The following is a 24183-nucleotide window of genomic DNA, read 5'->3' on the forward strand; positions in this document are numbered from 1 at the left end:
TTAAGGTGTTTAATTATTATCAAAATTTTCATTGTATATAATATGTAATATTATATAATAATTTAAATTCATAAGATACAATTTTTAATTTATTTATATAATAAGAACAAAAAAATTAATTTTTTATGAAAAAATTATCAACTTTTATCATAAAAACTAGTTAAATATTTTTGTATTTTTATACTTTTTTATAGATAAATAATTATTAAATTTCTTCATTTAAAAATAAGATTTTAAGCTAAGAAAATTTACAATATAATCAACTTTTTATTTAAAACATATAAAATATAATATTATTTCAGGAGAATGATGAAGCGATTTTTAAGCGGGATTAAACCAACAGGTAATTTAACATTAGGAAACTATATTGGTGCAATAAAAAATTTTATTAATCTACAAAATGAATTTCAATCACTGGTTTTTGTAGCGGATTTACATGCTTTAACAACCGGTACAGTCGATCCAAAAGAACTACGACAAGCACGAAAAAGTATTATTGCGATGTATTTAGCATGTGGATTAAATGCTGATAAAACAATTATATTTTATCAATCAGATGTTTATGAACACACCTTATTGCAATGACTTTGTACTTCTGAAACCACAATTGGAGAACTATCTCGTATGACACAATTTAAAGATAAGTCACAAAAACTTAAACAAGGTAATGGTACTGAAAAAATCCCATCAGGACTTTTAATGTATCCGACGTTAATGGCTGCCGATATTTTGCTTTATAATCCTGATTTGGTTCCCATTGGTGAAGATCAAACACAACATCTTGAACTAACACGCAAAATCGCTGAAAGACTTAATAAAAACTATAAAATGGATTTTAAAATCCCTAATGCATATGTCGCAAAAGTTGGTGCAAGAATTAAATCCTTAAGTAATCCTAATGTAAAAATGTCTAAATCTGAAAGTGAAAGTGATAAAGGTATTATTTACCTACTTGAAAACCCACAAAGTGCTTATAATAAAATTCTAAAAGCGGTAACTGATTCAGAAAACAAAGTATATATTTCTGATGACAAACCTGGGATATTAAACTTATTAAACATCCATGCAGCATTAAATAACATTACTTTACAAGAAAGTGCAAAAATGTTTGAAAATGCAAATTACAAAGAATTTAAATCTGCTGTGGCTTTAGATGTGAAAAATCTATTAATTAAAATTCAAGCAAATTATCACGATGCTTTGTTGAAAGTTGATTTAGTAGCAGAGCAAGGAGCAATTCAAGCTAAAGAAATAGCAAAACCAATCATAAACAAACTAATGCAAAATATGGGATTTAACGGAGAAAACGATGAAAGCAGATAAACATTTAAACCACACTACATCGCATCTATTAGCAGCAGCAATTTTAAAATTATATCCAAATACTAAATTAGGTTTTGGTCCTGCAACTGATGAAGGTTTTTATTATGATTTTGAATTTTTTGAACCTTTTTCAGATACACAATTAGCTAAAGTTGAAAAAATGATGAAAAAGCTTGCAGCAAGAAATTTAATTATGCAGCAAGTATCTATTGATGAATATGATTTTATCGATAAACCATATAAAAAAGAATTATATAATGAATTAAAAACAGCAGGAAAAGATATTACTTTTTATGCATTAAAGGACCCACAAAATAATGAAACTATTTTTGTGGATCTTTGTGCTGGTGGACATATTGAAAATACTAAAAATATCAAACATTTTAAACTTTTAAACCTTGCTGGAGCATATTGAAGAGGTAATTCCGATAACATCCAGCTCACTAGAATTTATGGTACATCGTGAGAAAATGCTGAACAACTTAGTGATTATTTAGCCCTTTTACAAGATCGCAAGGAAAGAGATCACCGTAAAATAGGTAAAGAATTAAAGTTATTTATGTTTAATAAACTCGGTGGACAAGGATTACCATTTTGATTGGAAGATGGAATGTATATTCATAATGAAATAAGAAATTTAGTATTACAAAATGATCGAAAATATGGATTTACCGAAGTTTTAACACCACATTTTGGAGAAAAACAACTTTACCAAATTTCTGGTCATTTAGAACACTACCAAGATGATATGTTTAAACCTATTAATATGGATGAAAATGAGCAACTTATTGCTCGTCCGATGACTTGTCCACATCATATCATATGCTATAGCAGTGAAAAACGCTCATATCGCGATTTACCAATTCGTTATAGTGAACAATCACAACTTTATCGTTATGAAAAATCAGGTGCTTTAACAGGATTAGAAAGAGTTCGTGGAATGCTACTTACTGAAGGACATCTTTTTGTAAGAAAAGATCAAATAGCATCAGAATTTAAGGCAATGTATTCATTGATTAAAGAAACATTACAAGCATTTAAAATCCAAATTAGTTATGTTTCATTATCACTTCGTGATAAAACTGATACTCAAAAATATTATAATGATGATCACATGTGAGATGAAGCAGAAGCACAATTACGGGATGTGCTCAATGATTTAGGTGTAAATTATGTCGAAAAAGTTGGTGAGGCTGCTTTTTATGGACCAAAAATGGATATTCAAATTTTTACAGCACTAGGACACGAAATAACAGTTTCTACCTTACAATTAGACTTTTTACTACCACAACGTTTTGATATCACATTTACTAATTCAAACAATCAAGAAGAAAGACCTGTTTTAATTCACCGTGGTTTAATCGGAACCTATGAAAGATTTGTTGCTATTTTAATCGAGCAAACAAAAGGAGTTTTACCTTTTTGACTGGCACCTAAGCAAGTTACTGTAATCCCTGCAACAAACCATAATGATGACATTGAATATGCAAAAGATATAAATGATAAACTTTTTGCTAACTTCATCAGATCAAAAGTAGATTTAAGAGATGAAAGATTAGCTAAAAAAGTACGCGAAGCACAAATGTCTAAATCGAAATTCCAAGTAATAGTAGGTGAAAAAGAAAGAATCACCAACCAAATTTCTTATCGCTCTTATGCAAGCGAACAAACTATTACAATAGGTTTAAAAGAATTTATGCAAATGCTTTTTAAACTAAAGGAAAACCGTGAATAAAAAGACTCGTAATTGATGAGTATTAGGTTTTAACATTTATTTTGTTGCAATAATTATTTTTATAGTTATTTTTAGTGGTAAAGTGGTTCCTTGAAGGATAATAACTAATTTTGTCGTTCCAGGATGAGCATTAATTGTACTTTCTACATTGGTAACTATTTTTACCTTAATTCCTGTATTTTTACTTATTTTTTATAAAAAATATAAAGCATATCATTTTCAGTATTTAGTTATGGTTTTAGGTCTTTCTCTAACAATAGCATGAGTTCCAAGTGCTTATAATGAAAATAAGGATTTGCAGTGATCGTTATACCAATATGATACTATTCCTGTATTCTTTATTTATGTTTTATTTTACTTTTTAGCTTCTTATTATATAAATCCTAAAAACATTGAAAAACTTCGTAATAAATACTTGAATAAACAAAAGAAAACATCGTAATATTACGATGTTTTTAATCTGGGATATCACACCCATTAAATGGTTCAAAATCAAAATAAATCTTCTTTAATGCTTGTTTTTTATCAGTATCCTTTAATATATCAAATTCTTCTACTAGCACTAACAAATCTTTTGTTGAACCATCAACATAAGCAAGTCTAAAAATCTGTTTTGCTTGCTCTAGAATGTTTTCTGCTTGTGAATTTGCTTGATACTCAAAGGTAGCATCGAGTTCAAACAACTCTTTTATCTTTACGAATGCTTGTTCTCTTGTGAGATTTTTACCAATATAATTAAAGTCTTTCAAATAATAAAACATATAAAAAATGAAACGATATAACGGTTTTGAAAAACCTGCATTTGAACGGTAATTATTTCAAGTTACTTCGTGATAAACTGGATTATTTTTATCAACTTCGATAGCAAACACTTTTAAAAAAGCATTGTATACTGAAACAACATCCACAGAGCGGATTTGGATGACATCAATGTCATCTAAAATATCTTGATATGTATACATTATTCTCCTTTTTGCAGCTCAAACATCATATCTCGCAACTGAATAGCACGCTCATAATCTTGTTGCTTTGCTGCTGCTTCCATTTGTTTTCTTAATTCTTTAATCACATCATCTTTTTTAGCAAATTGATTTTCTTTGGTTTGTTTTTTCTTTCTTAAAATTAAATCTATTGCTCCTTGCATCCCGTCAGCATAAATAGAAGGTGGTATTGCTTTTGTGATTGTTTTAGGAGTTATATTATGAATTTTATTATATTCAAGTTGTTTTTGTCTTTTTAACTTGTTGTCATCCAAAGTAATTTGGATTGCTTCGGTAATATTATCCGTATATAAAACAGCCTGTCCATTTGCATTCCGTGATGCGCGTCCGATAATTTGGATTAATGATGAGGCAGTTCGCATAAAACCTTGTGAACCAGCATCTAAAATTAAAACTTTTGATACTTCTGGAATATCAATTCCTTCACGTAGTAAGTTAATTCCGATTAAAACCTCGATTTGTCCGATACGTAATTTACGAATCAGTTCGTTTCGTTCAAAGGTATTGAATTCCGAATGAATATATGCCGCCTTTATACCAAGTGAAATAAGATATTCCGTAATCTTTTCTGAACTTTCTTTAGTAATAGTAATTACAACAGTTTTACCACCACTTTGTCGTTGCTGAATAATAGTATCATGAATGTCCTGAATTTGGTTTACGGTGGATTTAATCACCACCTCTGGGTCAGTTAAACCTGTTGGTCTAATAAACATCTTAGTTACATTATTTTGTGCCTTATTTAGCTCGTATTCAGCAGGAGTTGCTGAAATATAGATTTTAAAAAAATCAAAATTATTTTCAGTTTCTTCAAACTTCAAAGGGCGATTTTCTAATGCAGATGGAAGTCTAAAACCATAATCTACCAAGGTTTGCTTTCGCGAATGATCCCCTTTATACATTGCATTAAGTTGTGGAATAGACATATGCGATTCATCGATGAAAACCAACGATTCAGGGGGGAAATAATCTAAAAGTGTGTATGGTCGCTCACCAAAAGTTCTACCATCTAAATACATTGAATAATTTTCTATCCCTTTGCACATCTTAAATTCAGATAACTCATCTAAATCATTGCTAATTCTTTGATTCAGTCTTTGCGCTTCCAGCAGTTTGTTTTCTTTATAAAAGTCAGCAAGCCGTTGATGTAATTCAGAACGGATTTTAGGGATAATTTGATCATATATGCTATCATCGGTTGCATAAGCATCTCCGGGAACTAGCACAAAGATTTTCTTTTTTTCAATTACATGTTTATTTAAAGCATGAATAATAGCTATTTCTTCAATAATGTCATCAAAAAAACTAACTCGCACAGCAACTTCTTCATTATCTGATGGTCTGATGATAACTTCATCACCTTTAACAGAAAATTCACCAGGCTTTGCTTCAACATCGTTTCGGTTGTATAAAATTTTAATAAGTTTATAAATAAAATCTTTTTTGCTTATTTGCAATCCTACATAGAAACGATAAAAAGATTCGCGGTATACATCTGGATTTAATGCACCATAAATCGCACTAACTGATGCTACTACAATTACATCTTTGCGAGTAATCAATGAGTTTATTGAACTCAATCGCATTACTTCAATTTGCTCATTTGTACGCGAATCTTTTTCTATATAAGTATCTGTATTAGGTTTGTAAGCTTCAGGTCTAAAGTAATCAAAATATGATATATAGTATTCAACAGCATTATCAGGAAAGAAGTTTTTTAATTCAGAATAAAGTTGACTAGCTAAGGTTTTATTGTGCGATAAAACTAAAACAGGTTTATCAAACTCTTTAATCACATTTGCTATTGTAAAGGTTTTTCCAGAACCAGTGACACCGTGAAGCACTTGATGTTTATGGTGCTTGTTTATGCCGTTCACAAGAAATGATATAGCCTGTGGTTGATCACCAGATGGTTGATACTGCGCATTTAATTTGAAGATACTCATATGATTTTATTATATCACATTTGCTAAAAACTATAATTAGCATAGAAAAAATGCATAAAAATGCACTTTTTTGCTATTCTTGCTCACTTGTATATCTTTCAACTTCATAAGCGCAATCATCAATCACTGATTCAACTTGATCAAAACTATCAATAATGCAACCAGCGGCGCGTTCATGACCACCACCGCCTCATTTTAAGGCTACATTACGAACTATTGGACCATTTGAGCGAAATTCAACACGCACCCTACCATCTTCTTCTTCTAAAAATTGCACTCAAATCGGAAACCCTTTGATATTCGCAATCGAATTTACACGCAATGAACCTTGAGAAGTTTTTCCATATTTTTTTGTGGTAAGCAAGTCATTTTGAATGTATGCTACCCCTTCGCGAGTTTTTAAAGTAGACATCAATCAGGCATTAAATTTTAAGTCTTCCAAGGTTGTTTGAGATAAATTCTTATGAATAAAATCTGCATCTAATCCTGCTTGATATAAATGTGCAACTAAATTAAAAGTCCTTGCACAAGTGTTATTATATAAAAAGCGTCCTGAATCGGTATAAATCCCTAAATATAAATAATTAGCAGCCTTTGGTGTTATTTTTCAATTGCTTTCAACTGCTAATTCAGTTACCATTTCATCAGCGGCTACATATGTTGAATCAACCCATCTAATAGCATTTTCCGCTAAATCATCTTCATTAGGATGGTGATCTATCCTAATAACTTGAGCAAACAAGTTTTTATCTAAAACATCACTAAATTCAATTCTCTCTTTGAAATTAGCATCCACAACAATCCCAAGTGATTTTGCCAAGATTTCATCATTAGGGATCAAATCGTGTTCAAAATTCATAAACTTAAAAGCATCTTGATGGTCACCAATTGCATAAACCATCTTATGTGGGAAGTTATCTTGAATTAACTCTTTTAGTGCAAATTGTGAACCTAGACAATCTCCATCGGGACGAATGTGATGAAAAATAACTATATTATCATATTTTTCAATTGCATTTTTAATATCTGTTAAATTACCTACTCGCATTTTTCCTCTCAATCACTTATGCTTTGATTCAAGTCCTTTAAAACATCATTAACTTGGTTTCAGTTTTCTAATGTAATTCCTGCTGCATTATCGTGTCCACCACCATTATATTTGTTTGCAACAACATTTACTAACGGTCCACTTGAACGTAATCTACCACGTATTCTACCATCTTCAAGTTGGATAAATAAAGCTCAACATAAATTATTTTCAATATTTGCTAACTCATTGACATATAATGCTGCCTGTAAGGAATTGATTTCAAATTCATTTAAAAAATCTTGTTTGATTTCATAATATAAAACTCTGTTTGATTGTTTGAATTCTGAAAGAATTTTACCAATTATTTTTATATCTTTTAAACTTCTCTTACTTAGTTGTCTCAAAATGTTTTGTGGATGGAACCCATTTTGCATTAAAAATGCTACAAGTTGATATGTTCGCTGCGATGTGTCAGGAAATAAAAAGCGTCCTGAATCTGTATTAATACCTAAATAAATATGTTCTGATGCACTCTTTGATACTTTTCAACCTGCATCATAAGCTAATTGCGCAATCATCTCAGCAGCCGCTACATAATGCTCATCAATTCAATTATATTCATAATCAATATCTGCTTCATTTGGATGATGATCAATTCTTAATCTTGCAGTAGTTAATTTTTGATATAAAAGTTCAGCACACTGAATCCGATCTCCACTTGATGCATCAACAACTATTGCTAATGAATTGTTAAAATCGATGTCTTCAATTTTATCAAAATCATAGTTCATAAAATCAAAAACGCCTACATTATCACCTACCGTATAAACTTTTTTATTTGGAAAGTTTGTTTTAATAAGTTCTTTTAAACCAAATTGAGAACCTAAACAGTCACCATCAGGACGAATATGGTGAAAAATAATTATATTTTCATATTTATTAATTGCATCAATTGCTACTTTTGAATTACCTATCTTCATATAACTCCTTACTGTGCTTTTTTATGTAATTATTTATTTTCTGCATCATCTGTTTTTTAAATTCATTAGTATTATATCCATCATTAAATATATTTAATAATTTCTTATAAATTTGTTCATTCGATAGATTATTTAAGTTGTTTTTAAATTTATTTAATTCGGTGTTATTAAAAACATCTGAATTTTGCATATTTAAAATCAAGTTATTAATTTTATCATTTATATCCTGTTTTAAAAGCATTAAATCACTCATAGTTATATAATACACATCTGAAAATGTAGTTAAAAAGTTAAAATAATTTTTTATTTTTAGAAAATCTGATTCATCCAAAATCGGTTCAAATGATAATGTTTTAAAAAACGATGTATCAATTGCCTGGAATATTTGTCTCATATCATCAAAAAATGGTCCAAAATATGCTATAAGTTCTTTTTGAACTTTTAACAGTTTTTCTCAATTTGACTGTATATTAGTCAAATTAGATTTTTCTTTAACATTTTGACTAATCAATTGCTGATATTTTTGCAATCTTTTATCAAGGTGATTATTAGAATTTACATCCTTTGCTAAATTATAAAATAAATTCTTTTTTCCTTGGTCTGCAAGTGCGATAAAACCTTGGAATTGATTATAAAAAATATATATATCAGAATTAATATCTCTTGGAAAATATTGTGAATTTATATATATAAAATGATTATACAATAATCCTTGTGATAATAAATTAAAATCCCCAAGATATAAAAAATCATTGGTTGTGTCTTTTAAAGAACGAAAACGATTCTCGTTTTCTCCGTGTATAAACTTATATTTTTCTAAAAAAGTTAATGAAGCAATACCTTGGTTTGAATCATTTATTTTCTCTAGTGGGATTATAGATAATTCGTTCTTTAAAAGATTAAATAATTTATGTTTTGCCTGTATCGATGCTGCAAATTTTGTTAAATCTTTTGCTGCAACTTCTCCGCTTCCTTGTCTTAATTGCTCAAATGTTTGCTTAAAAGAATTATCAAAATAGGCAACTAAGGCAAGTAAATATTTATATCTCGGATTATTTTCTTTTCTTGTATTAAGATAAAAATTATGAAAATCCTTTAGTTCAGATTCCGTGCTAATCGAACTACATGAAACAGCAGTCAAAAAAATTGATGGGAGTGAAAATCATAAAAGCAGTTTAAATTTCTTTTTAAACATATATATTAATTCTATCATTTTTTGGTTTTTTTAATTAAGAATTTTTCTAAATTAACAAACTAGAATATGAATACTTCTAGTACTTATATCTTATTAACTGTGAAATTTATATAACTTCTGCTAAATTTTCCTTTTTGTTATTTCATTATTAATTATACTTTGATAAGCTTTGATATATATTTATATATGTCATTCCAACATAATACATAACAAGTTATTATCTAAAGTGACTATTTTCGCTTATTTTTTAATAACAAAAGAAAGAAAAAAATATATAATTGTAAAACTATATGATTATAAAAATTAGGGGGATTTATGGATAAAAAAGATAAATTTGTGCAATTTAGGCAAGAAGAAATTGCATATGCAATAGCAAAAGCAAAACAGAAACAACAAAAACAAATCTATAAAGAACAACAAAAACAACTCCCTTGAATTAAACGTGATTTAACAAAAAACTTATTTATCTCATTTTTAGTTTTAATTTTGATTATTGGTTTATTATTAATAGCATTCTTTATCGGTAAAACCTTATAGGAAGTTATCTTGGATGATGTAATTTTAGTATTATTAATAATTATTTTAATTTTATTAACTGTAATTATAATAATAATTTTATGACCTACCATACACACATTTTTTAGTTTAAAATTAAAAAAGAATAAATATGATAAACTCGGTAAAAGTAGTCAAATCCGTTTAATCAATCAGTTGCGAGAAACAGTTGAATATTTATCAAAACATAAAATAGGTGCATTAATTACCATTGAGAACACAGAAAATATTGATAATTTGAGAACTGATGGTGTTGTTTTAGATGCAAATATTTCTAGTTCTCTGCTTATTTCAATTTTTAACAAAGAATCTCCTTTACATGATGGGGCAGTAGTAATACGTGAAAATCGGATATTTTATGCTGCTACATTTTATAAAATTACAAGTAAATCAGTAAGTGCAGATTACGGTTCGCGTCATCGTGCTGCAATTGGTATTTCTGAACAATCTGATGCAGTTACAATTGTTGTTTCTGAAGAAAATGGTTCGATAAGGATTTTGAAACGTAGTAGCATTGAAGTAATCAAAATGAATGAATTTCAAGAACAATTGATTAAGTATCTTAAGGAGTAATTATGGAAAACAACACAGTTGAAATTACCCTTGCTACTCTTATTGGTAAACTTAAAATTTTAACAAAAGAAAAAAGTGTTAAGAAAATTCGGGATCTTGAAGAAGATACACCACACGCTGACTTCGCCAAAGCGGTTGAATCACTTCCTGATGAACATCAAATTTATATTTTGCGTATTTTAAAAACTGAAGAAGCTGCTGAGGTTTTTTCATACTTAGATGATGATGTAAAAATTAAACTTGTTAATTTATTTACTGATGACTTAGGACAAAAAGTTTTACAAGAAATCGAAACTGATGAATTAGCAGACATTTTAGAAGAATTACCAGCAAATTTAACTCGCAAAATTCTTTCACAGACACCTAAGGAAAAAAGAGAAAAAATTAATCAAATTCTTTCTTTCAATGATGATCAAGTCGGAAGTTACATGAGCGTGGATATTTCAATCCTTAAATCCAATTGAACTTGTAAAAAAGCGATTGCTAAAATTAAAAGAGATTATAATCAAAATATTTTAATGGGTTATAATTTTTACATAACTGATCCACATGGTTTTTTATTAGGTGATGTAACATTAGAAGAACTTGTTTTTTCCGATGAAGATGTCTTGCTTGAAGATATATATAATGCTGTTGCAAGTGTTAAACCTACTGATGATAAAGAATTTGCAGCACAGGTTTTTTCAAACCATGATAAAGCAACTTTACCAGTTGTAACGAGTGATAACCGACTTATCGGGATGATCACTTCCGATGATGTTATCGATATTATTCAAGATGAAGCAACTGAGGATATTTATAAAATGGCTGGTATTAATGCTGATGCAGCAGAAGAAAGTTATTTAAAAACATCAATTTTGAAAATTATCAAATCCCGTGTTTTATGACTTATTATCCTTATGCTATCTGCAACTGCATCACAATTTATTATTCAAGAATTTACAAATCTTTCTGAAAATGTCATAAAAGGACTTGGTATTACAGTATCAACAGCGATTATAGTTTCACTTATTCCTATTATCTCAGGTGCCGCCGGAAATGCCGGTTCACAATCGTCAACAACAATTACCAGAGCTGCTGCATTAGGTGACTTTACTAAAAAAGAATATCGAAAGGTAATTTTCAAAGAACTTAATGTAGGTTTGATAATTGGTGCAATAATGTTTACGGTAAATGTTATGCGTCTATATGTTTATTATGGTATTTACAGTGCTTCACCAAAATTTAAAGATGAAATTGGTGACTGAGCAACATTATCATTTATCATTATTGCTAGTTCTTTATCTTTATGATTTGTAGTAATTTTTGCTAAGTTTTTAGGAACTACTATTCCACTTTTAGCAATACGTTTCAAAAAAGATCCTGCTGTTATGTCAGCACCTATTTTAACCACTCTTTCTGATGCTTTATCAACCTTGGTTTTCTTTGGACTGAATTTATTTGTTTTATGATTTGCCTGAAAAGTTGGTATCATATCATCAAAATCACACAACGAACATCATAGCAAAGAATTATTAGACATCGGCATCCCGATAATTCAAAATATGAATATTTATAGACCTATTAACTTACCAAATCTAGGAGTTTAATTATGGATAATACAGTAGATATTGAAAAATTAAAGTTATTAGCAGAACGCTATAACGAAATTAATGATGAATTAAAAGAAATAAAAAAGGAGATGAATCAACTTGTATCTGGTACTCAAGTTGCTATTCACGAAAGACTTTCTGATGGTGGATTCGTAATATATGAAAAACCTGAAAACAAAGAAGTGATTAGTAAAAACTTAATAAATGCAATGCTTATCGATATAATTATGCGCTTAAGTAAAGGTGAGCTAGAGAAAGCTCCAAACATTGAAGAATTGAAAACTCAAATCGCTTTAGGTTGTCGACTTGAAAAAACATTTAAATGAAGATTACAAATTAAAAGAAAATAAGGAGATATATGAATATTATTAGGTTTGAAGAAACCCCGACTGCAAACCAAGGCTCAGTTACAACTAATACCACTGCTTCTCCGTTTGGTGGTACTGGGATTATTATTTGAGTTATTTTTGGTGTAGTTATTCTTGCACTAATAGGTTATTTTGTTTATCAATCAATTAAAACTAAGGTTGAAAACAAAAGAACAAAGGCTGCTGCTGCTGAATATGAACGAAATTCGAAGTTATATTGGTATGAGACTACTGTTAAGTTAAATAAATTGATTGATTTAAATCACCAAACACATGAAAATTTTGTTGTAAGTATTGGTGAATACAAAATGTCACATATCAATATGGCTACAAAAAGCCTTCTTAATGATATCTTAGATGAATATGAATTTAAAAATTTTATTATTCAAAATCCTAAATTTCAAAAAGAAGTGCAAGAAATACAGATGCTAAGAGATTTAAATTCTAATCTTTGAGAAAAGAAATTTAGTATTCTGCTTGCTGACTTTAAAAAATATGTACCAGAAGCACAAAAAATAGCAACGGAAGCTGCACGAACAAATGTAGATGATTTAAAAACACCTGAACAAATCGAATCTGCTTTTGAAGAAAAATATAAAGAAAGATTGTTAGAAAAACGTAATGCAATGAATTAAATCATTAAATGTTCCTAATAAACTTACTTTAATAAGAATTATTTTAGTTATACCAATTATTATCCTTATTAGTATTAATGCAACGATTTTCTTTGCAAATAAAGATATTTTAAATCAAACTAATTCGCTTTTAGCTATTATGTATTTAATTTTTAACATCCTTATTTTTATTATCTTTATCACTGCGATGATTACTGATTATTATGATGGTAAAATAGCACGTAAAAACCGTATTATTACTGCTTTTGGTAAGTTATGAGATCCTCTGGCTGATAAAATAATGACAACTTCTGTTTTAATTTATCTTTCTGTTATTTCTTATACGCCAATTTGGTCAACAGTATTATTCATATTACGTGACATAATTGTTGATGGATGTCGTGGGTTATTGATAAAAAATAATCAGGAAATTTCAGCAAACTTTTGAGGTAAACTAAAGACTTTATTAATGAGTTTTGCTATACCTATATTACTTTTATTTGTAATTATTATGCAATTTATACCTAATATTTCATATTATCATAGTTATTTATATTACTGAATTTATATAATAAACATTCCATTATTTATAGCACAATTATTCTCGTTATTTTCTGGATATATTTATATAAAATTAGCAACAAAATTTTTCTTTTAAGACAAAAAGTTGGTGTTACCAACTTTTTATGTAAATAAATCTAAATCATAATAAATTGCATATAATATTTTGCTTCAATATAACAAACCAATTAGTTCTCCTAATGCTTCTTCATCGTTATTAGCTATTTCTATCTCAACAGATTTAGAATCATCAATATATGAAATAAAATAGTTATTAAAAGAATTAAGACTGGTATTTTTAAAGGCATGTAAGGTAAAATTAGAAAGATTTGATAATAAATCATCAAAATCAATATTTGAAGATAATTGATAATCAAAATATTTACGTTTAAATACAAAATAAAATAAGGTTTTTGGTAAACCGTTTGATAAAATAGATTGACCTATGCTAGAAATATCCCGAGAAAAAACACAACTATCATTAAAAACTTTTTTTCTTACTGTAAGCATATTAAAATGGTAAGCAAACACCTTTGATAAATTTTCTAAAAAATCATCATAACCAACAAAGATATTTAATGAAATATCTTTTTTTGTGTTGTTTTCATTATAAAAATTAACTAAATGTAAAAACATACCTAGTGCTTTGTTAAAATATGAATCGTTTGCATAAATGCTTTCAGAAATGTTTTTATACCCGTGAATTAATTTATTTAAATTTACTCCTTGTGTAGCTAATAATACTAAATATAACTCTGAGAAAAAAGAAAATTGGTTATGAACTGATGATGAGACAAACAATATATTAGAATCAGGGATATTATATTTTGCTAAATTAGCAAACCATTCTTTTTTACCAATAAAATAAATAAGTTTTTGCACAAAAAATTCACTTGCATGCTGGTTAAATTTTGATAGAACTAATTCAACCAGCCATTTACTTTTTAATTTATTGATGTTATCAAATACATCTAAAAACATTATTCCTGTATGTTTTATATCACAGTGATGAAAATATGCATAAATCTTAGATTCAATGTTAACTTTTGTATCTTCGTTATTAATAAAAATTAATTTTATCTTTACATCAGAATAAAAATCATATTTACCAAAAATAAATTCAAGTGCTGATTGAAGCATCAATTGTGTCTGTTTTGATGCTATTACTAGCAAATATTTAATATTATTTTTATATAATAAATTACAAAAATTAATAATATTATTAAATCCTTTAACACTATAATTTATTGCTATATCATCAAATCCTAGGTGTTGTGAACCTTTAAAATTTAAACTTTTAAGTTTACTGATAATATTAGTGTTAAAAATGTATAATTCTTTTTGTAGATATTTTGCTTTATATAAAGTATTTATTTTAACCTTTGACATCTTTATTTACATCCTGGTTATTTTCTCGTTTTGCAAATTCCTTGATGCGTATGTTCATATAATTAATTAAGTTTCTAAAACCTTTTGAAGTTTCTTTTAATCAATAATTTCCATATGTTCTTAATTCATTAGGATGATTTTTTTTATAACTTCCATATCCATAGTTTTTGTTTATATTAAAATATAAACAGACAAAATTTACGATATCTCCTATTTTGAATATATCGTAAATTTTGCAAGGTTTATAATCGCTAATATCTTCGCGATAAATAAAAAACTTAGTAAAATCCTTGGTTTGCAATGAAACATATTGTGGACCTACTTTAAACACTTTTGCTATAACAATATCACCGACCTTGTATTTCATTATATAATTATATCTTATTATTTTAAAATTACCCGTCTTTTAGATTCGAATTGATAATCACTAGCATATAATGAACCGTCACTAAAATCTAACTTTATTGCATTCTTAATTGGCTCAAAATAAGCATAATATACTTTCAAGCGTTTATTTTGATAAATTATATATGCACCCGGATTGCTTGAAAAACAACGTATGATATTAAATGCTTGTTGTTTACTCATATAACTAGTTAAAAGTGCATCATCTTTACTTAACTTAGGAGACAAAACTACTTTGGATACATCTTGTTTTATAGGATTTATTTTATTCAACTCTATATCTTTTAGTCATTTTACTATATTTTCAGAAGCTAAATTTGAAAGTTTTTCAAACATTGTTTGTGATGTATCTCTTGGTAAGATAGCAATTTTTGATGTAAACAGAATGTCTCCTGCATCAAATTCTTTGGTCATATATATTAGTGAAATTCCTGTTTCTGAATCGTTATTTAACAAACTATATTGAATCGGTGCTGCTCCACGATATTTAGGAAGTAAAGAACCATGAATATTTATAGATGCTATTTTTGGTAAATCAAGAATTTTTGTTGGGATATATTGACCGAAAGCACAAGTTAAAAATATATCAACTTGATATGATGCTAACTGCTCATAGATTTGCGATATTTTCTGGGGTTGATATAAAGGAATATTATATTTTTTTGCAAGTAATTTCACTGGTGTAGGATTTACTTTATATCCACGTGATGCTGGACGATCTGGCTGACTGACAATGGCAACTACATCAAAGTTATTTATCACTTGTTCAAAGGGTTTAACAGCAAATTCAGGTGTTCCTGCTAAGATAATTTTCATTATTTATCCTTTTTATTACCAATTCATAAGGAACGATAGTTTGATAGTTTATTTATAAGCATTAGTATTTTTTTAGCCATCGGTGTTAATCCGTTTCGATCATCTTTATACCCGTCTTTGAAAAACTGTTTATCCAGTAATTCAGGGGTATAATAAGAACCGAAAATAACTATTTTTTTATTCGCTACACATTCTGTTAATAAAGGTTCTAAAAAAGTTTCTAAAAATCAATTTGAAAACTTTTTTAGTCCAAGTTCGTCAAAAATAATTACATCTAAGTACAAAATACTGGTTAAAAAATCATTAATTTCACTTACTATATCTTCGCTATTACGTCTTATGAAAGTTTTTGAATATGAATCTAAATTATTAATATTTAAATAGGCAACTTTTTTATTCATTAAAGCAAATTCGTTAGTCAAAGCTGATAACATTAGATTTCGTGAACTTTCTGCATCACCGTATAAGAAAAACCCACGAAATTTATTTTCATTAATTAATCATGGTGAATTTATTTCCATCATATGTTTAAATCCACTTTCTGATTCTGAGGTAATTTGTAAATGTGACAAACTTTCAGATGTCATCGGTGAAGAAATGTATTTAAATTTTATGTTATTCAATAATTTATAGTCAGTTATATAAGGTGATTTGTGATTAAGTGTCTTGGTAAAATTTATTTGACCATTATACCCACGTTTAATATTTGTAATAAATAAACGATTCGGGTCATTTTGTTCTTGAACATAGTCAATTAAATTGGCATATGAATTAATAATATCATTCTCTGTAAATGCTAATGTTTTAAAAATAGGTGATAATATTGGATTTTGTTTAATTTCATTAATAACTTGTTGTTTTGATGGTAAATTTGTTAAAGAAAGATGTGGGTTTTGAAAATTAGATCTGGGTTTTGAAAAATCAAACATTAACTAGTCTTTCTAGTGAGAAAATCTTGTTTTAATACAGTTTTTTGCTCAAAAATATGGGTGTATCTCTTATCAATTTTTAATTTACCATCTAAATATTTTTCAATATCTTCAAATTTAAACAAGTTTTGTGAACTTATTTCTAAAATCATTGTTCAGATGTGTTTATGTCACTTATCGCTTTTATATTTTAAACGTGCTATATACATAATTAAGTTTAAACATTTGCTTTCTGGAATTCTATCTGTTCATGTTTTTAATGAAATTTCATCAGCTGATGAAATTTCTTCATTACTTAGTTGTTTAAAAAAAGCCTGTGGTGTAAGTTTTAAAATTGCTTCATATGCATTAGAATATTGTACATTTCCTATTTCTAATGGAATAGGAAGGTTATGTTTTTTAGTATAAACCTTAATTTCTTGATCACTTATTAAAGTAGCGCCTTGATTCATAATTAATTTTCTTTCAATTTGCTCTGATTCTGTTTGATTTACAGTTGAAAAAACACTAAAAAAATCTGATGTAATATCTTCATAATTAAATTCATATGAAGACACAATTTTTTGCCTTCTGGATTTTATGAACTTATCAAAATTTATCTTCCCTATTTTACTTACAATTAAATTAGTCAAAAAGGTATTTCGCTGGATATTTTCAGGTGTAAGTGGTTTTTGAATTTCAAAAATTGTTAAGGCTTTTTTATTATCTTTATATGTATTAATCAAACCAGCTCCTTCTAAACGGACACGAGCCGATTGAAGTTGTGATTCGTGTATATTTATAAAAATTGCTAATGTTGAAAAATCATATTCAACCACACTATAATCTTGCCCACCTGCTAAATCCAGTAAATACTCGTATAAACATACTCCTTCAGGGCCTAAAAAACTTCCATAAAATTGTCTTAGGTTATGTAAATCATCTGTAGAGATATTAAAATTTTTAGAAATAACAAAATTATTATATTCCAAATGTTGCATTAAACTCATCTGGTACTCCTTTTTAGATAATCAGGTAAGAATAATTTTAAATACTTATTTATATTTTTGCAGAATTTTCATAATTTTTTGCTTAGTATCACGACTTCTCATAGGGATATTCACAACCCTTTTGTTTCTAAAAAATTCGTTTTTAGTTCATTTATAGTTATTTTTTTTATCTAAATACTCAAAAAATGACTTTTCCACAAAGCGCTTATTAACAAATTCCTTGCGCTTTTTCGGACATATAGACATATTTCAAATTTCATCAAAAAGGTCACTAAAATCTGTTATTTGAGTAAATAAAATTGGTATTTCAACAAAATCAAATGTTTCTTGTAGTAATTTTGTTTTTAAATATGGATATAAAAGTCTTTCAAGAGTTTCAAAATTGTTATAATCAAGTGCTAATCAATCTTTTAAAACTTGTTTTGATATTCTACCATCCTTTATTAAAAACTCTCCGATGCTGCATTGTATCAGTTTGATAAAGGCTAAATCATTTTGATATATATTTAATACATATTCATCCATATTTATGGTTTTATAGCCCAAGGAAGCTAATGTGTTAAGAAAATAACTTTTTCCTGAGGCGATTCTACCTACAATTGCTATTTTTTTAGTTTTATTAGTCATGATTTTACCGTATTAAGTTGTAGTTGATCAAGAACATCATTTGCAGCTTCTAAATCGATGTTGAGCAGATATTTTTGGATATTCAGATCAAAATCACTTACATCTGTGTTTAATTTTGCCAGTTCATAGCACATTTTTCCATCACTATAGCCTGCTAAAAGTTTTTCTTTAATTGATTTGGTAAAGAGATTGCTGTTTTCGATATTTTTATAGATATTATCAAAGTCATTGAAAGCCTTAATTAACTTAATTGCTGTTATATCACCAATCCCACATACTCCAGGTAGATTATCCGATGGATCACCTTTTAAACCTTTATATGTAGCTATTTGATTAGGTTTTATATGATAAAATTCAACAAAATTTTGCTCATTAATATGAAGATATTCATTTTTTTTATTCAATATAACTTCAACATCTGAACTAACTAATTGTAATAAATCTTTATCGGCTGAAAAAATAAACTTTTTACCTGGTATTTTTGTGACATAAGTTGCAACAAGGTCGTCTGCTTCATCACCAAATTGCTGAAATCATGGTAATTTTAACACACTTAAAATCTCTTTGATTTTATCAATTTGCAAATATAGCTCATTCGGAGATGAAGCACGACCTGATTTATACTTACTATATTGCAAGTGTCTTTTCGTTTTTCCTGGTGCATCAAAAGCGATGAAAAGGTATTTTGGTTTTATGTGTTTAATTAACTTAATCATTTGCATCAAAAATAGTTGTAATGCATTAGTTGGAAAACCTTCATCGTTTCTTAAAATATTAGTTAAATCGCCTCGATATGATGCATAAAAAGATTGAAAAATTAAATAATTTCCATCTATTACTAATGAAATTTCTTGCTTAGTCATTGATTAGTTCCTTGTATTCGATAAGATTATAAAATCCGTTGCGCTTTTTTACAAATGCTCGAATTCGTGTTTTTGGTTTTCGATTTAATAAATTTTTTATATTTTGACTTCAACCTTGCAGTTCTACAACAGCTGAAATATCTTTAACTTTTACCTTTGTGTGTCTAAGATTGTTTCCGTTTTTAACTGATAAAATCTCAACATCGATTCATAAACCTTCTTCATTAACATTAATCAGACACGGAATATGATCATCTTTTAATTTTTTTAAATATTCTTTATTATCCGTTGTATATTTGGCCCCTAAATATTTAATTTCATATGCTTCTTGCTCGGTTAAATCTTCGGTAACTGATGGAAATATCATTTGTGAGACCTGTGCATTTGATATATATGTTAATAAAAAATCAAAATCATCTAAATTTTCCGAACTTCTTTTTACTTGCATCTGATAGGCGGCAAAAAGTTCATTAATAGTTGGAATCATAGTAAGTAAATATTTAACTCCACCAAAGCTTCTGAAAACTCCTGCTTTAATTAAAATATCTATAACTGCTTCACCAATACCTACCCTTTTTAATCTTAAAATAGCAGTTATAAAATCAGGATAATATCCGTAATTACTGCGTTCACTGATAATCTTAGTTACAGCAACCGAACCAATACCTTTGATAATCTGCAAGGAAAGATAAATACGATCCTTTCAAAACACTGCTGAGGCACTAGAGATATTAATATCAGGAGCTACAACTAAAATACCTTGCATATAAGCCTCTTCTGAATATCTTTTGATATTTGATGAATCCATCCCTGCATCTGATAATAATGCTTGATAAAAAATTTGTGGATAGCGTGTTTTATAATAGGCTAATTTATATGCTATCAATGCATATGCGACAGCATGAGCTTTGTTAAATCCGTAATTTGCAAAACTTTCTATTTTACTATAAATTTCTTCAAGCTTTTCTTCTGGAATATTATTTTTTAGTCCACCTTCAAAGAATAAACCTTTTAATTTATGTAACTCTTGCTCATCTTTTTTAGAAATTGCACGACGTAAAAGGTCTGCTTGTGAAAAAGTCATCCCTGTCAATTTTTGAGCTATTTGCATAATTTGTTCTTGATATACTATAATCCCATATGTTTGCTTCACAATAGCATCATAAATCGGATGTACTTTTTCGATTAAGTGAATATTCTGTTTATTTTTAGCGTATATCGGTATATATTTTGCAGGTCCTGGTCTAAATAGTGAAATAATTGCATAAATATCATCAAAACTATCAACATGCACTTGTTTTATAGTTTGTCTCATTTTAGGAGATTCAAGTTGAAAAATTCCATCAGTATATTGTTTGTTTAATAAATCAAATGTTATTTTATCATTAAAAAGTGAATAAGATTGATTCATTATATTATCAAAATGGTTTTCTTCAGGTAGTTGGTTTTCAATTTCTTGTATAAAAGTAAGGTTTTTTAGTCCTAAAAAGTCTATCTTAATTAAACCGAAACGTTCTAAATAATTCATTGTCATTTCTATTTGTTGAAAACTATTATCATTATAATGAGTTGCTACTAATTGATTAATTGGTTGATTTGCAACCACTACACCAGCAGCATGTAAACCAACCTGTCGTGGTAGTCCTTCAATTTTTGATGCTAGTTGATGTAATAAAGGAAATTTAGAAATATGTAATCTATATTTTGAATTATTTTCGTAAGCATCTAAAAGGTTTTTATCATTTAAACTTAGTGTTGATGCAATGTTATCTATTTCAGTTTTGCTGATATTGATTAAATTTTTTGAAATTAAATAACGAGCAACATCGCGAATTGAATTTTTACTAGCCAATGTCTGAAAAGTCGATATTAATGCAAAATTTTCGCTTCCATATTTTTGTTTTAAATAACTTAATACTTCATCGCGACGGTTATCTTGAATATCAATATCAATATCAGGTAATGACACACGATCGACATTCAAAAATCTTTCAAAAAGTAAGTCAAATTCAAGTGGATTAATCGATGTAATTTCTAATAAATATGCTACCAAGGAACCTGATGAACTACCTCGACCTGGTCCGATATTTATCTTATGCTCGCGGGCATAAGAGAGTGCATCATGAATAATTAAAAAATAATCAATAAATCCAAGCGAATCAATCACTTTTACTTCATGTTTAATTCTTTGAATAACTTGTTCTTTGTCATAATGTTTAATTAGTTGCTGGTAGCGTTTACCTAATACCTTTGACTGAAATATTTCTTTGGAATTTTCGGAAAACTTTGCTAATTTGATTTTTGAATCAGGTTTACTAATTGATATTGATTCAACTATTTTTAGCATATTTAGATAAACTATCTCATCAATATCTTCAAATTCATTATCATCAAAATAATCATTATATACTCTTATTGTTTTGTTTTTGCCTGCTATAAAAGTTAAGATAGGTAATAGTTCATTGTCATCAAAATGTAGAATCCTTTTGGTTGGAGCATAAACACTTTGATGATGTAATACTTTTTTTGAATTAAGATAGAAATTATCTAAATAATAATCTAAATTAATTTCTTTTGCTATATGTCCATATTCATCATGATCAATTAAGTAAATATCATTATTATCAAGGTAATAATAATCAGGGATTTGACTTTGTGAAATATTTGTAACGATTTTATATAAGTAATTTAATCCATTATTATTTTTTGCTATAGCAATAACTCTAAAACCTTGGATAAGTTCTAATTCAACTCCTATGATAGGTTTAAAATCATATTCATCCATAAATTCTCAATAATACTGCAAAGCATAAAAATTTTGAAAGTCAGTTAAGGTGATATATTCTTGATTCATTAGTTTGCTTAAATGCAGCAAATCAGCAACCCTAATTGTAGAATTTAAAAATGAATATTCAGTATTTGTATGTAGATAGATTTTTTTTTTCATATTTAAATTCTATTATATTTATTTTTTAAATAAATATAATAATATTATTAACATACTTATTCACAAGTTATATATATAAAAAATACCTTTTCCCACCTTTACAAAGGAGAAAAAGGTAGATTACAATTAGTTATTCAGATGTATAAAAATATTCTACTTCTGCTTTTTGCATTATATATGTATCAATATTTTTAATAATATCTTCATATATTATAAGAATGTTGCGATTCTTTGCTAATGTAACTAATGAAAACACTTCTAAGAAGATGTTATTGTTTAAATGAATTTTTTTTGATATATCCTTTCCTATTACAATAGCTTTTAATTTAACATCGTTTATTATATTAAATAAATTTTTGTCAATTGTATTAACATATAATGTTGTTGCAATACGCTTTTTTAAATTTTCCGATATTTTCTGTTTAAGTTTTGGAACATCAAATATATTTTTTTCGCTATATACTAGTGGGATTGGTGATTCTTGTGTTATAAAAAAATTATCTTGCAAAAAAACTTCCTGAGAAATTTTAAATAACTTATTTTTTGATTTTTTTGTCAATTTTTGCGATAAAAAATCATTTCATTTTGGTTGGAAAATAAAGTTTAAGTAAGGGTTATTTTTAAATAATATAAAATTTTTATTGTTTTCAAAATTATTTTTGCATTTTAATTCTGCTACTGATAATCTTGTGACATCATTGGAATTATATTTTAATATTTTGTGTTTGCTAATATTAAAATTTTCATCTAAATTATTATTAATAAATAAATATTGCGATAAATCTGTTTTAAATTTCAAAAACTCTTTATCTTTTTCAATTAGTTTTTTATTAAGAAATTCATTGTATGAATCTGGTTTTGCAATAATGTTATATAATGAAAATTTTAAAATTTCTTCTACTGCTGATATTTGATTTAGCGAATCAATTTTACGTTCAAATACCGTTGCTGCAAGTAATATTTGTGTATATAATGATAATTCATTGATGTTTTTTACTTTATTAATATAATGCTCTATTTTAGTTAAAAAATTCTTTTTTATAAGAAAATAAATCATTCCATCTTTATTAAAAAAGTATGATTTCTTTATATTAAAATTAAATAAATAACCAATATTACTTAAATCTGTATCATTTATATGATTTGAAATTAAGGTATGTGGTTTTAAAGCAAAACCCAAAACTATATATGAACCGAGTCTTATATTTGTTTTTTCTTCATATGAATTATTTATTATATTTAATGGTTTGTTTTCTCTAAAATTTGTTCATTTAATCTGACAAAAAAATTCACCTTTTTGGTTGTTTGTAACTTGCATATGATAAGGTTTTTTGTGAGTAAAATTTCTATCAAATCTAAAAATAAGTTTGTCAATAAAACTAAAGTCATTACGAATTTTATTATTTATAAAAACCTGTAAATCTTGCAACGAAAAATTATTATTTTGATTTTCTAAGATAACTTCTATCTCGCTTACACTCTCTGAATCAAAATATTCTAAAAATTTTTTTAATGGTATATACTTATACATTTTAAAATCACTTTTTTTAGAATCAAAAATTGTTGATAGAAAATAAAACCTTGGATTTAATCGTATTACTCGCTTATTGTTATAATCAATTTTAAACAAAATAACACCAGATGCACTTCGGCGATATAGATAAAAAATAGCCAAAGCAAAAACAACTATGATAATTAAAATTAAAATTGCACAAATAATAGCTAAAATAATTCAAAGCAGCATC

General features: G+C 27.4%; 23 protein-coding genes. 9 read left to right on the plus strand and 14 right to left on the minus strand.

The genetic code is table 4. The features are described 5' to 3' along the window. Nucleotides 1-309: 309 nt before the first annotated feature. The 3 genes from trpS to ACXYRN_RS00280 are packed head-to-tail and all read left to right on the plus strand — an operon-like array spanning nucleotide 310 to nucleotide 3500. The gene (gene trpS, locus ACXYRN_RS00270) at nucleotides 310-1323 is read left to right on the plus strand and encodes a tryptophan--tRNA ligase (protein ID WP_458607235.1); all 1014 of its coding nucleotides are present in this window, start codon (nucleotides 310-312) and stop codon (nucleotides 1321-1323) included. Next, nucleotides 1310-3058, plus strand: a complete 1749-nt coding sequence (gene thrS, locus ACXYRN_RS00275) for a threonine--tRNA ligase (RefSeq protein WP_458607236.1) — start codon at nucleotides 1310-1312, stop codon at nucleotides 3056-3058. Before trpS ends, thrS begins: the two co-directional genes overlap by 14 nt. Further along, nucleotides 3051-3500 (plus strand): hypothetical protein, encoded by a 450-nt coding sequence (locus ACXYRN_RS00280; RefSeq protein WP_458597440.1) that lies wholly within the window; start codon nucleotides 3051-3053, stop codon nucleotides 3498-3500. The genes thrS and ACXYRN_RS00280 overlap by 8 nt, the downstream gene beginning before the upstream one ends. 13 nt (nucleotides 3501-3513) lie before the next feature. Here ACXYRN_RS00280 and ACXYRN_RS00285 read toward each other — a convergent pair whose 3' ends face one another. From ACXYRN_RS00285 to ACXYRN_RS00305, 5 genes are all read right to left on the minus strand, one after another. Further along, the gene (locus tag ACXYRN_RS00285; protein WP_458607237.1) at nucleotides 3514-4020 is read right to left on the minus strand and encodes a hypothetical protein; all 507 of its coding nucleotides are present in this window, start codon (nucleotides 4018-4020) and stop codon (nucleotides 3514-3516) included. Next, nucleotides 4020-6005, minus strand: coding sequence for an excinuclease ABC subunit UvrB (gene uvrB / locus ACXYRN_RS00290; protein WP_458607238.1), 1986 nt, complete (start codon nucleotides 6003-6005; stop codon nucleotides 4020-4022). Before uvrB ends, ACXYRN_RS00285 begins: the two co-directional genes overlap by 1 nt. 73 nt (nucleotides 6006-6078) lie before the next feature. After that, nucleotides 6079-7053 carry a DHH family phosphoesterase gene (locus tag ACXYRN_RS00295; RefSeq protein ID WP_435128423.1) on the minus strand — a complete coding sequence of 325 codons (975 nt, stop codon included), beginning with the start codon at nucleotides 7051-7053 and terminating at the stop codon, nucleotides 6079-6081. Beyond that, the gene (locus ACXYRN_RS00300; protein WP_458607239.1) at nucleotides 7044-8015 is read right to left on the minus strand and encodes a DHH family phosphoesterase; all 972 of its coding nucleotides are present in this window, start codon (nucleotides 8013-8015) and stop codon (nucleotides 7044-7046) included. Before ACXYRN_RS00300 ends, ACXYRN_RS00295 begins: the two co-directional genes overlap by 10 nt. Then, a complete protein-coding gene (locus tag ACXYRN_RS00305; protein ID WP_458607240.1) occupies nucleotides 8002-9210 on the minus strand; it encodes a hypothetical protein in 1209 nt (402 codons plus the stop codon). The genes ACXYRN_RS00300 and ACXYRN_RS00305 overlap by 14 nt, the downstream gene beginning before the upstream one ends. A gap of 315 nt (nucleotides 9211-9525) precedes the next feature. On the opposite strand from ACXYRN_RS00305, the gene ACXYRN_RS00310 reads away from it, so the two are divergent. The 6 genes from ACXYRN_RS00310 to pgsA are packed head-to-tail and all read left to right on the plus strand — an operon-like array spanning nucleotide 9526 to nucleotide 13570. Beyond that, the gene (locus ACXYRN_RS00310) at nucleotides 9526-9747 is read left to right on the plus strand and encodes a hypothetical protein (RefSeq protein ID WP_458597448.1); all 222 of its coding nucleotides are present in this window, start codon (nucleotides 9526-9528) and stop codon (nucleotides 9745-9747) included. A gap of 9 nt (nucleotides 9748-9756) precedes the next feature. Then, entirely contained in the window at nucleotides 9757-10338 is a 582-nt protein-coding gene (locus ACXYRN_RS00315) for a diadenylate cyclase (protein WP_458607241.1), read from the plus strand. Between the two features lie 2 nt (nucleotides 10339-10340). Then, nucleotides 10341-11927 (plus strand): magnesium transporter, encoded by a 1587-nt coding sequence (gene mgtE / locus ACXYRN_RS00320; RefSeq protein WP_458607242.1) that lies wholly within the window; start codon nucleotides 10341-10343, stop codon nucleotides 11925-11927. Between the two features lie 2 nt (nucleotides 11928-11929). Continuing rightward, nucleotides 11930-12280 carry a hypothetical protein gene (locus tag ACXYRN_RS00325; protein WP_435128440.1) on the plus strand — a complete coding sequence of 117 codons (351 nt, stop codon included), beginning with the start codon at nucleotides 11930-11932 and terminating at the stop codon, nucleotides 12278-12280. Between the two features lie 8 nt (nucleotides 12281-12288). Beyond that, complete coding sequence (locus ACXYRN_RS00330) at nucleotides 12289-12933, plus strand: MHJ_0274 family protein (protein ID WP_458607243.1); 645 nt, start codon at nucleotides 12289-12291, stop codon at nucleotides 12931-12933. Next, complete coding sequence (pgsA, locus tag ACXYRN_RS00335) at nucleotides 12920-13570, plus strand: CDP-diacylglycerol--glycerol-3-phosphate 3-phosphatidyltransferase (RefSeq protein ID WP_458607244.1); 651 nt, start codon at nucleotides 12920-12922, stop codon at nucleotides 13568-13570. The genes ACXYRN_RS00330 and pgsA overlap by 14 nt, the downstream gene beginning before the upstream one ends. A 26-nt stretch (nucleotides 13571-13596) precedes the next feature. Here pgsA and ACXYRN_RS00340 read toward each other — a convergent pair whose 3' ends face one another. The 9 genes from ACXYRN_RS00340 to ACXYRN_RS00380 form a co-directional block, all read right to left on the minus strand. Continuing rightward, on the minus strand, nucleotides 13597-14862 hold the full coding sequence (locus ACXYRN_RS00340; RefSeq protein ID WP_458607245.1) for a hypothetical protein: 1266 nt from the start codon (nucleotides 14860-14862) through the stop codon (nucleotides 13597-13599). Then, entirely contained in the window at nucleotides 14849-15229 is a 381-nt protein-coding gene (locus ACXYRN_RS00345; protein WP_458607246.1) for a S1 domain-containing protein, read from the minus strand. Before ACXYRN_RS00345 ends, ACXYRN_RS00340 begins: the two co-directional genes overlap by 14 nt. 17 nt (nucleotides 15230-15246) lie before the next feature. Next, a complete protein-coding gene (fmt, locus tag ACXYRN_RS00350; RefSeq protein ID WP_435128455.1) occupies nucleotides 15247-16083 on the minus strand; it encodes a methionyl-tRNA formyltransferase in 837 nt (278 codons plus the stop codon). Next, the gene (locus tag ACXYRN_RS00355) at nucleotides 16083-17012 is read right to left on the minus strand and encodes a hypothetical protein (RefSeq protein ID WP_435128458.1); all 930 of its coding nucleotides are present in this window, start codon (nucleotides 17010-17012) and stop codon (nucleotides 16083-16085) included. Before ACXYRN_RS00355 ends, fmt begins: the two co-directional genes overlap by 1 nt. Further along, nucleotides 17012-18001 carry a replication initiation and membrane attachment family protein gene (locus ACXYRN_RS00360; protein WP_458597464.1) on the minus strand — a complete coding sequence of 330 codons (990 nt, stop codon included), beginning with the start codon at nucleotides 17999-18001 and terminating at the stop codon, nucleotides 17012-17014. The genes ACXYRN_RS00355 and ACXYRN_RS00360 overlap by 1 nt, the downstream gene beginning before the upstream one ends. Before the next feature lie 45 nt (nucleotides 18002-18046). Beyond that, nucleotides 18047-18628, minus strand: a complete 582-nt coding sequence (locus tag ACXYRN_RS00365; protein WP_458597466.1) for a dephospho-CoA kinase — start codon at nucleotides 18626-18628, stop codon at nucleotides 18047-18049. Then, a complete protein-coding gene (locus ACXYRN_RS00370) occupies nucleotides 18604-19491 on the minus strand; it encodes a 5'-3' exonuclease (protein ID WP_458607247.1) in 888 nt (295 codons plus the stop codon). Before ACXYRN_RS00370 ends, ACXYRN_RS00365 begins: the two co-directional genes overlap by 25 nt. Then, nucleotides 19484-22438, minus strand: a complete 2955-nt coding sequence (gene dnaE, locus ACXYRN_RS00375; RefSeq protein ID WP_458607248.1) for a DNA polymerase III subunit alpha — start codon at nucleotides 22436-22438, stop codon at nucleotides 19484-19486. The genes ACXYRN_RS00370 and dnaE overlap by 8 nt, the downstream gene beginning before the upstream one ends. Before the next feature lie 130 nt (nucleotides 22439-22568). Beyond that, nucleotides 22569-24182, minus strand: a complete 1614-nt coding sequence (locus ACXYRN_RS00380; protein WP_458607249.1) for an MHO_4530 family protein — start codon at nucleotides 24180-24182, stop codon at nucleotides 22569-22571. Nucleotide 24183: the final 1 nt, after the last annotated feature.

This window comes from Mycoplasma sp. 4423 (assembly GCF_054353855.1).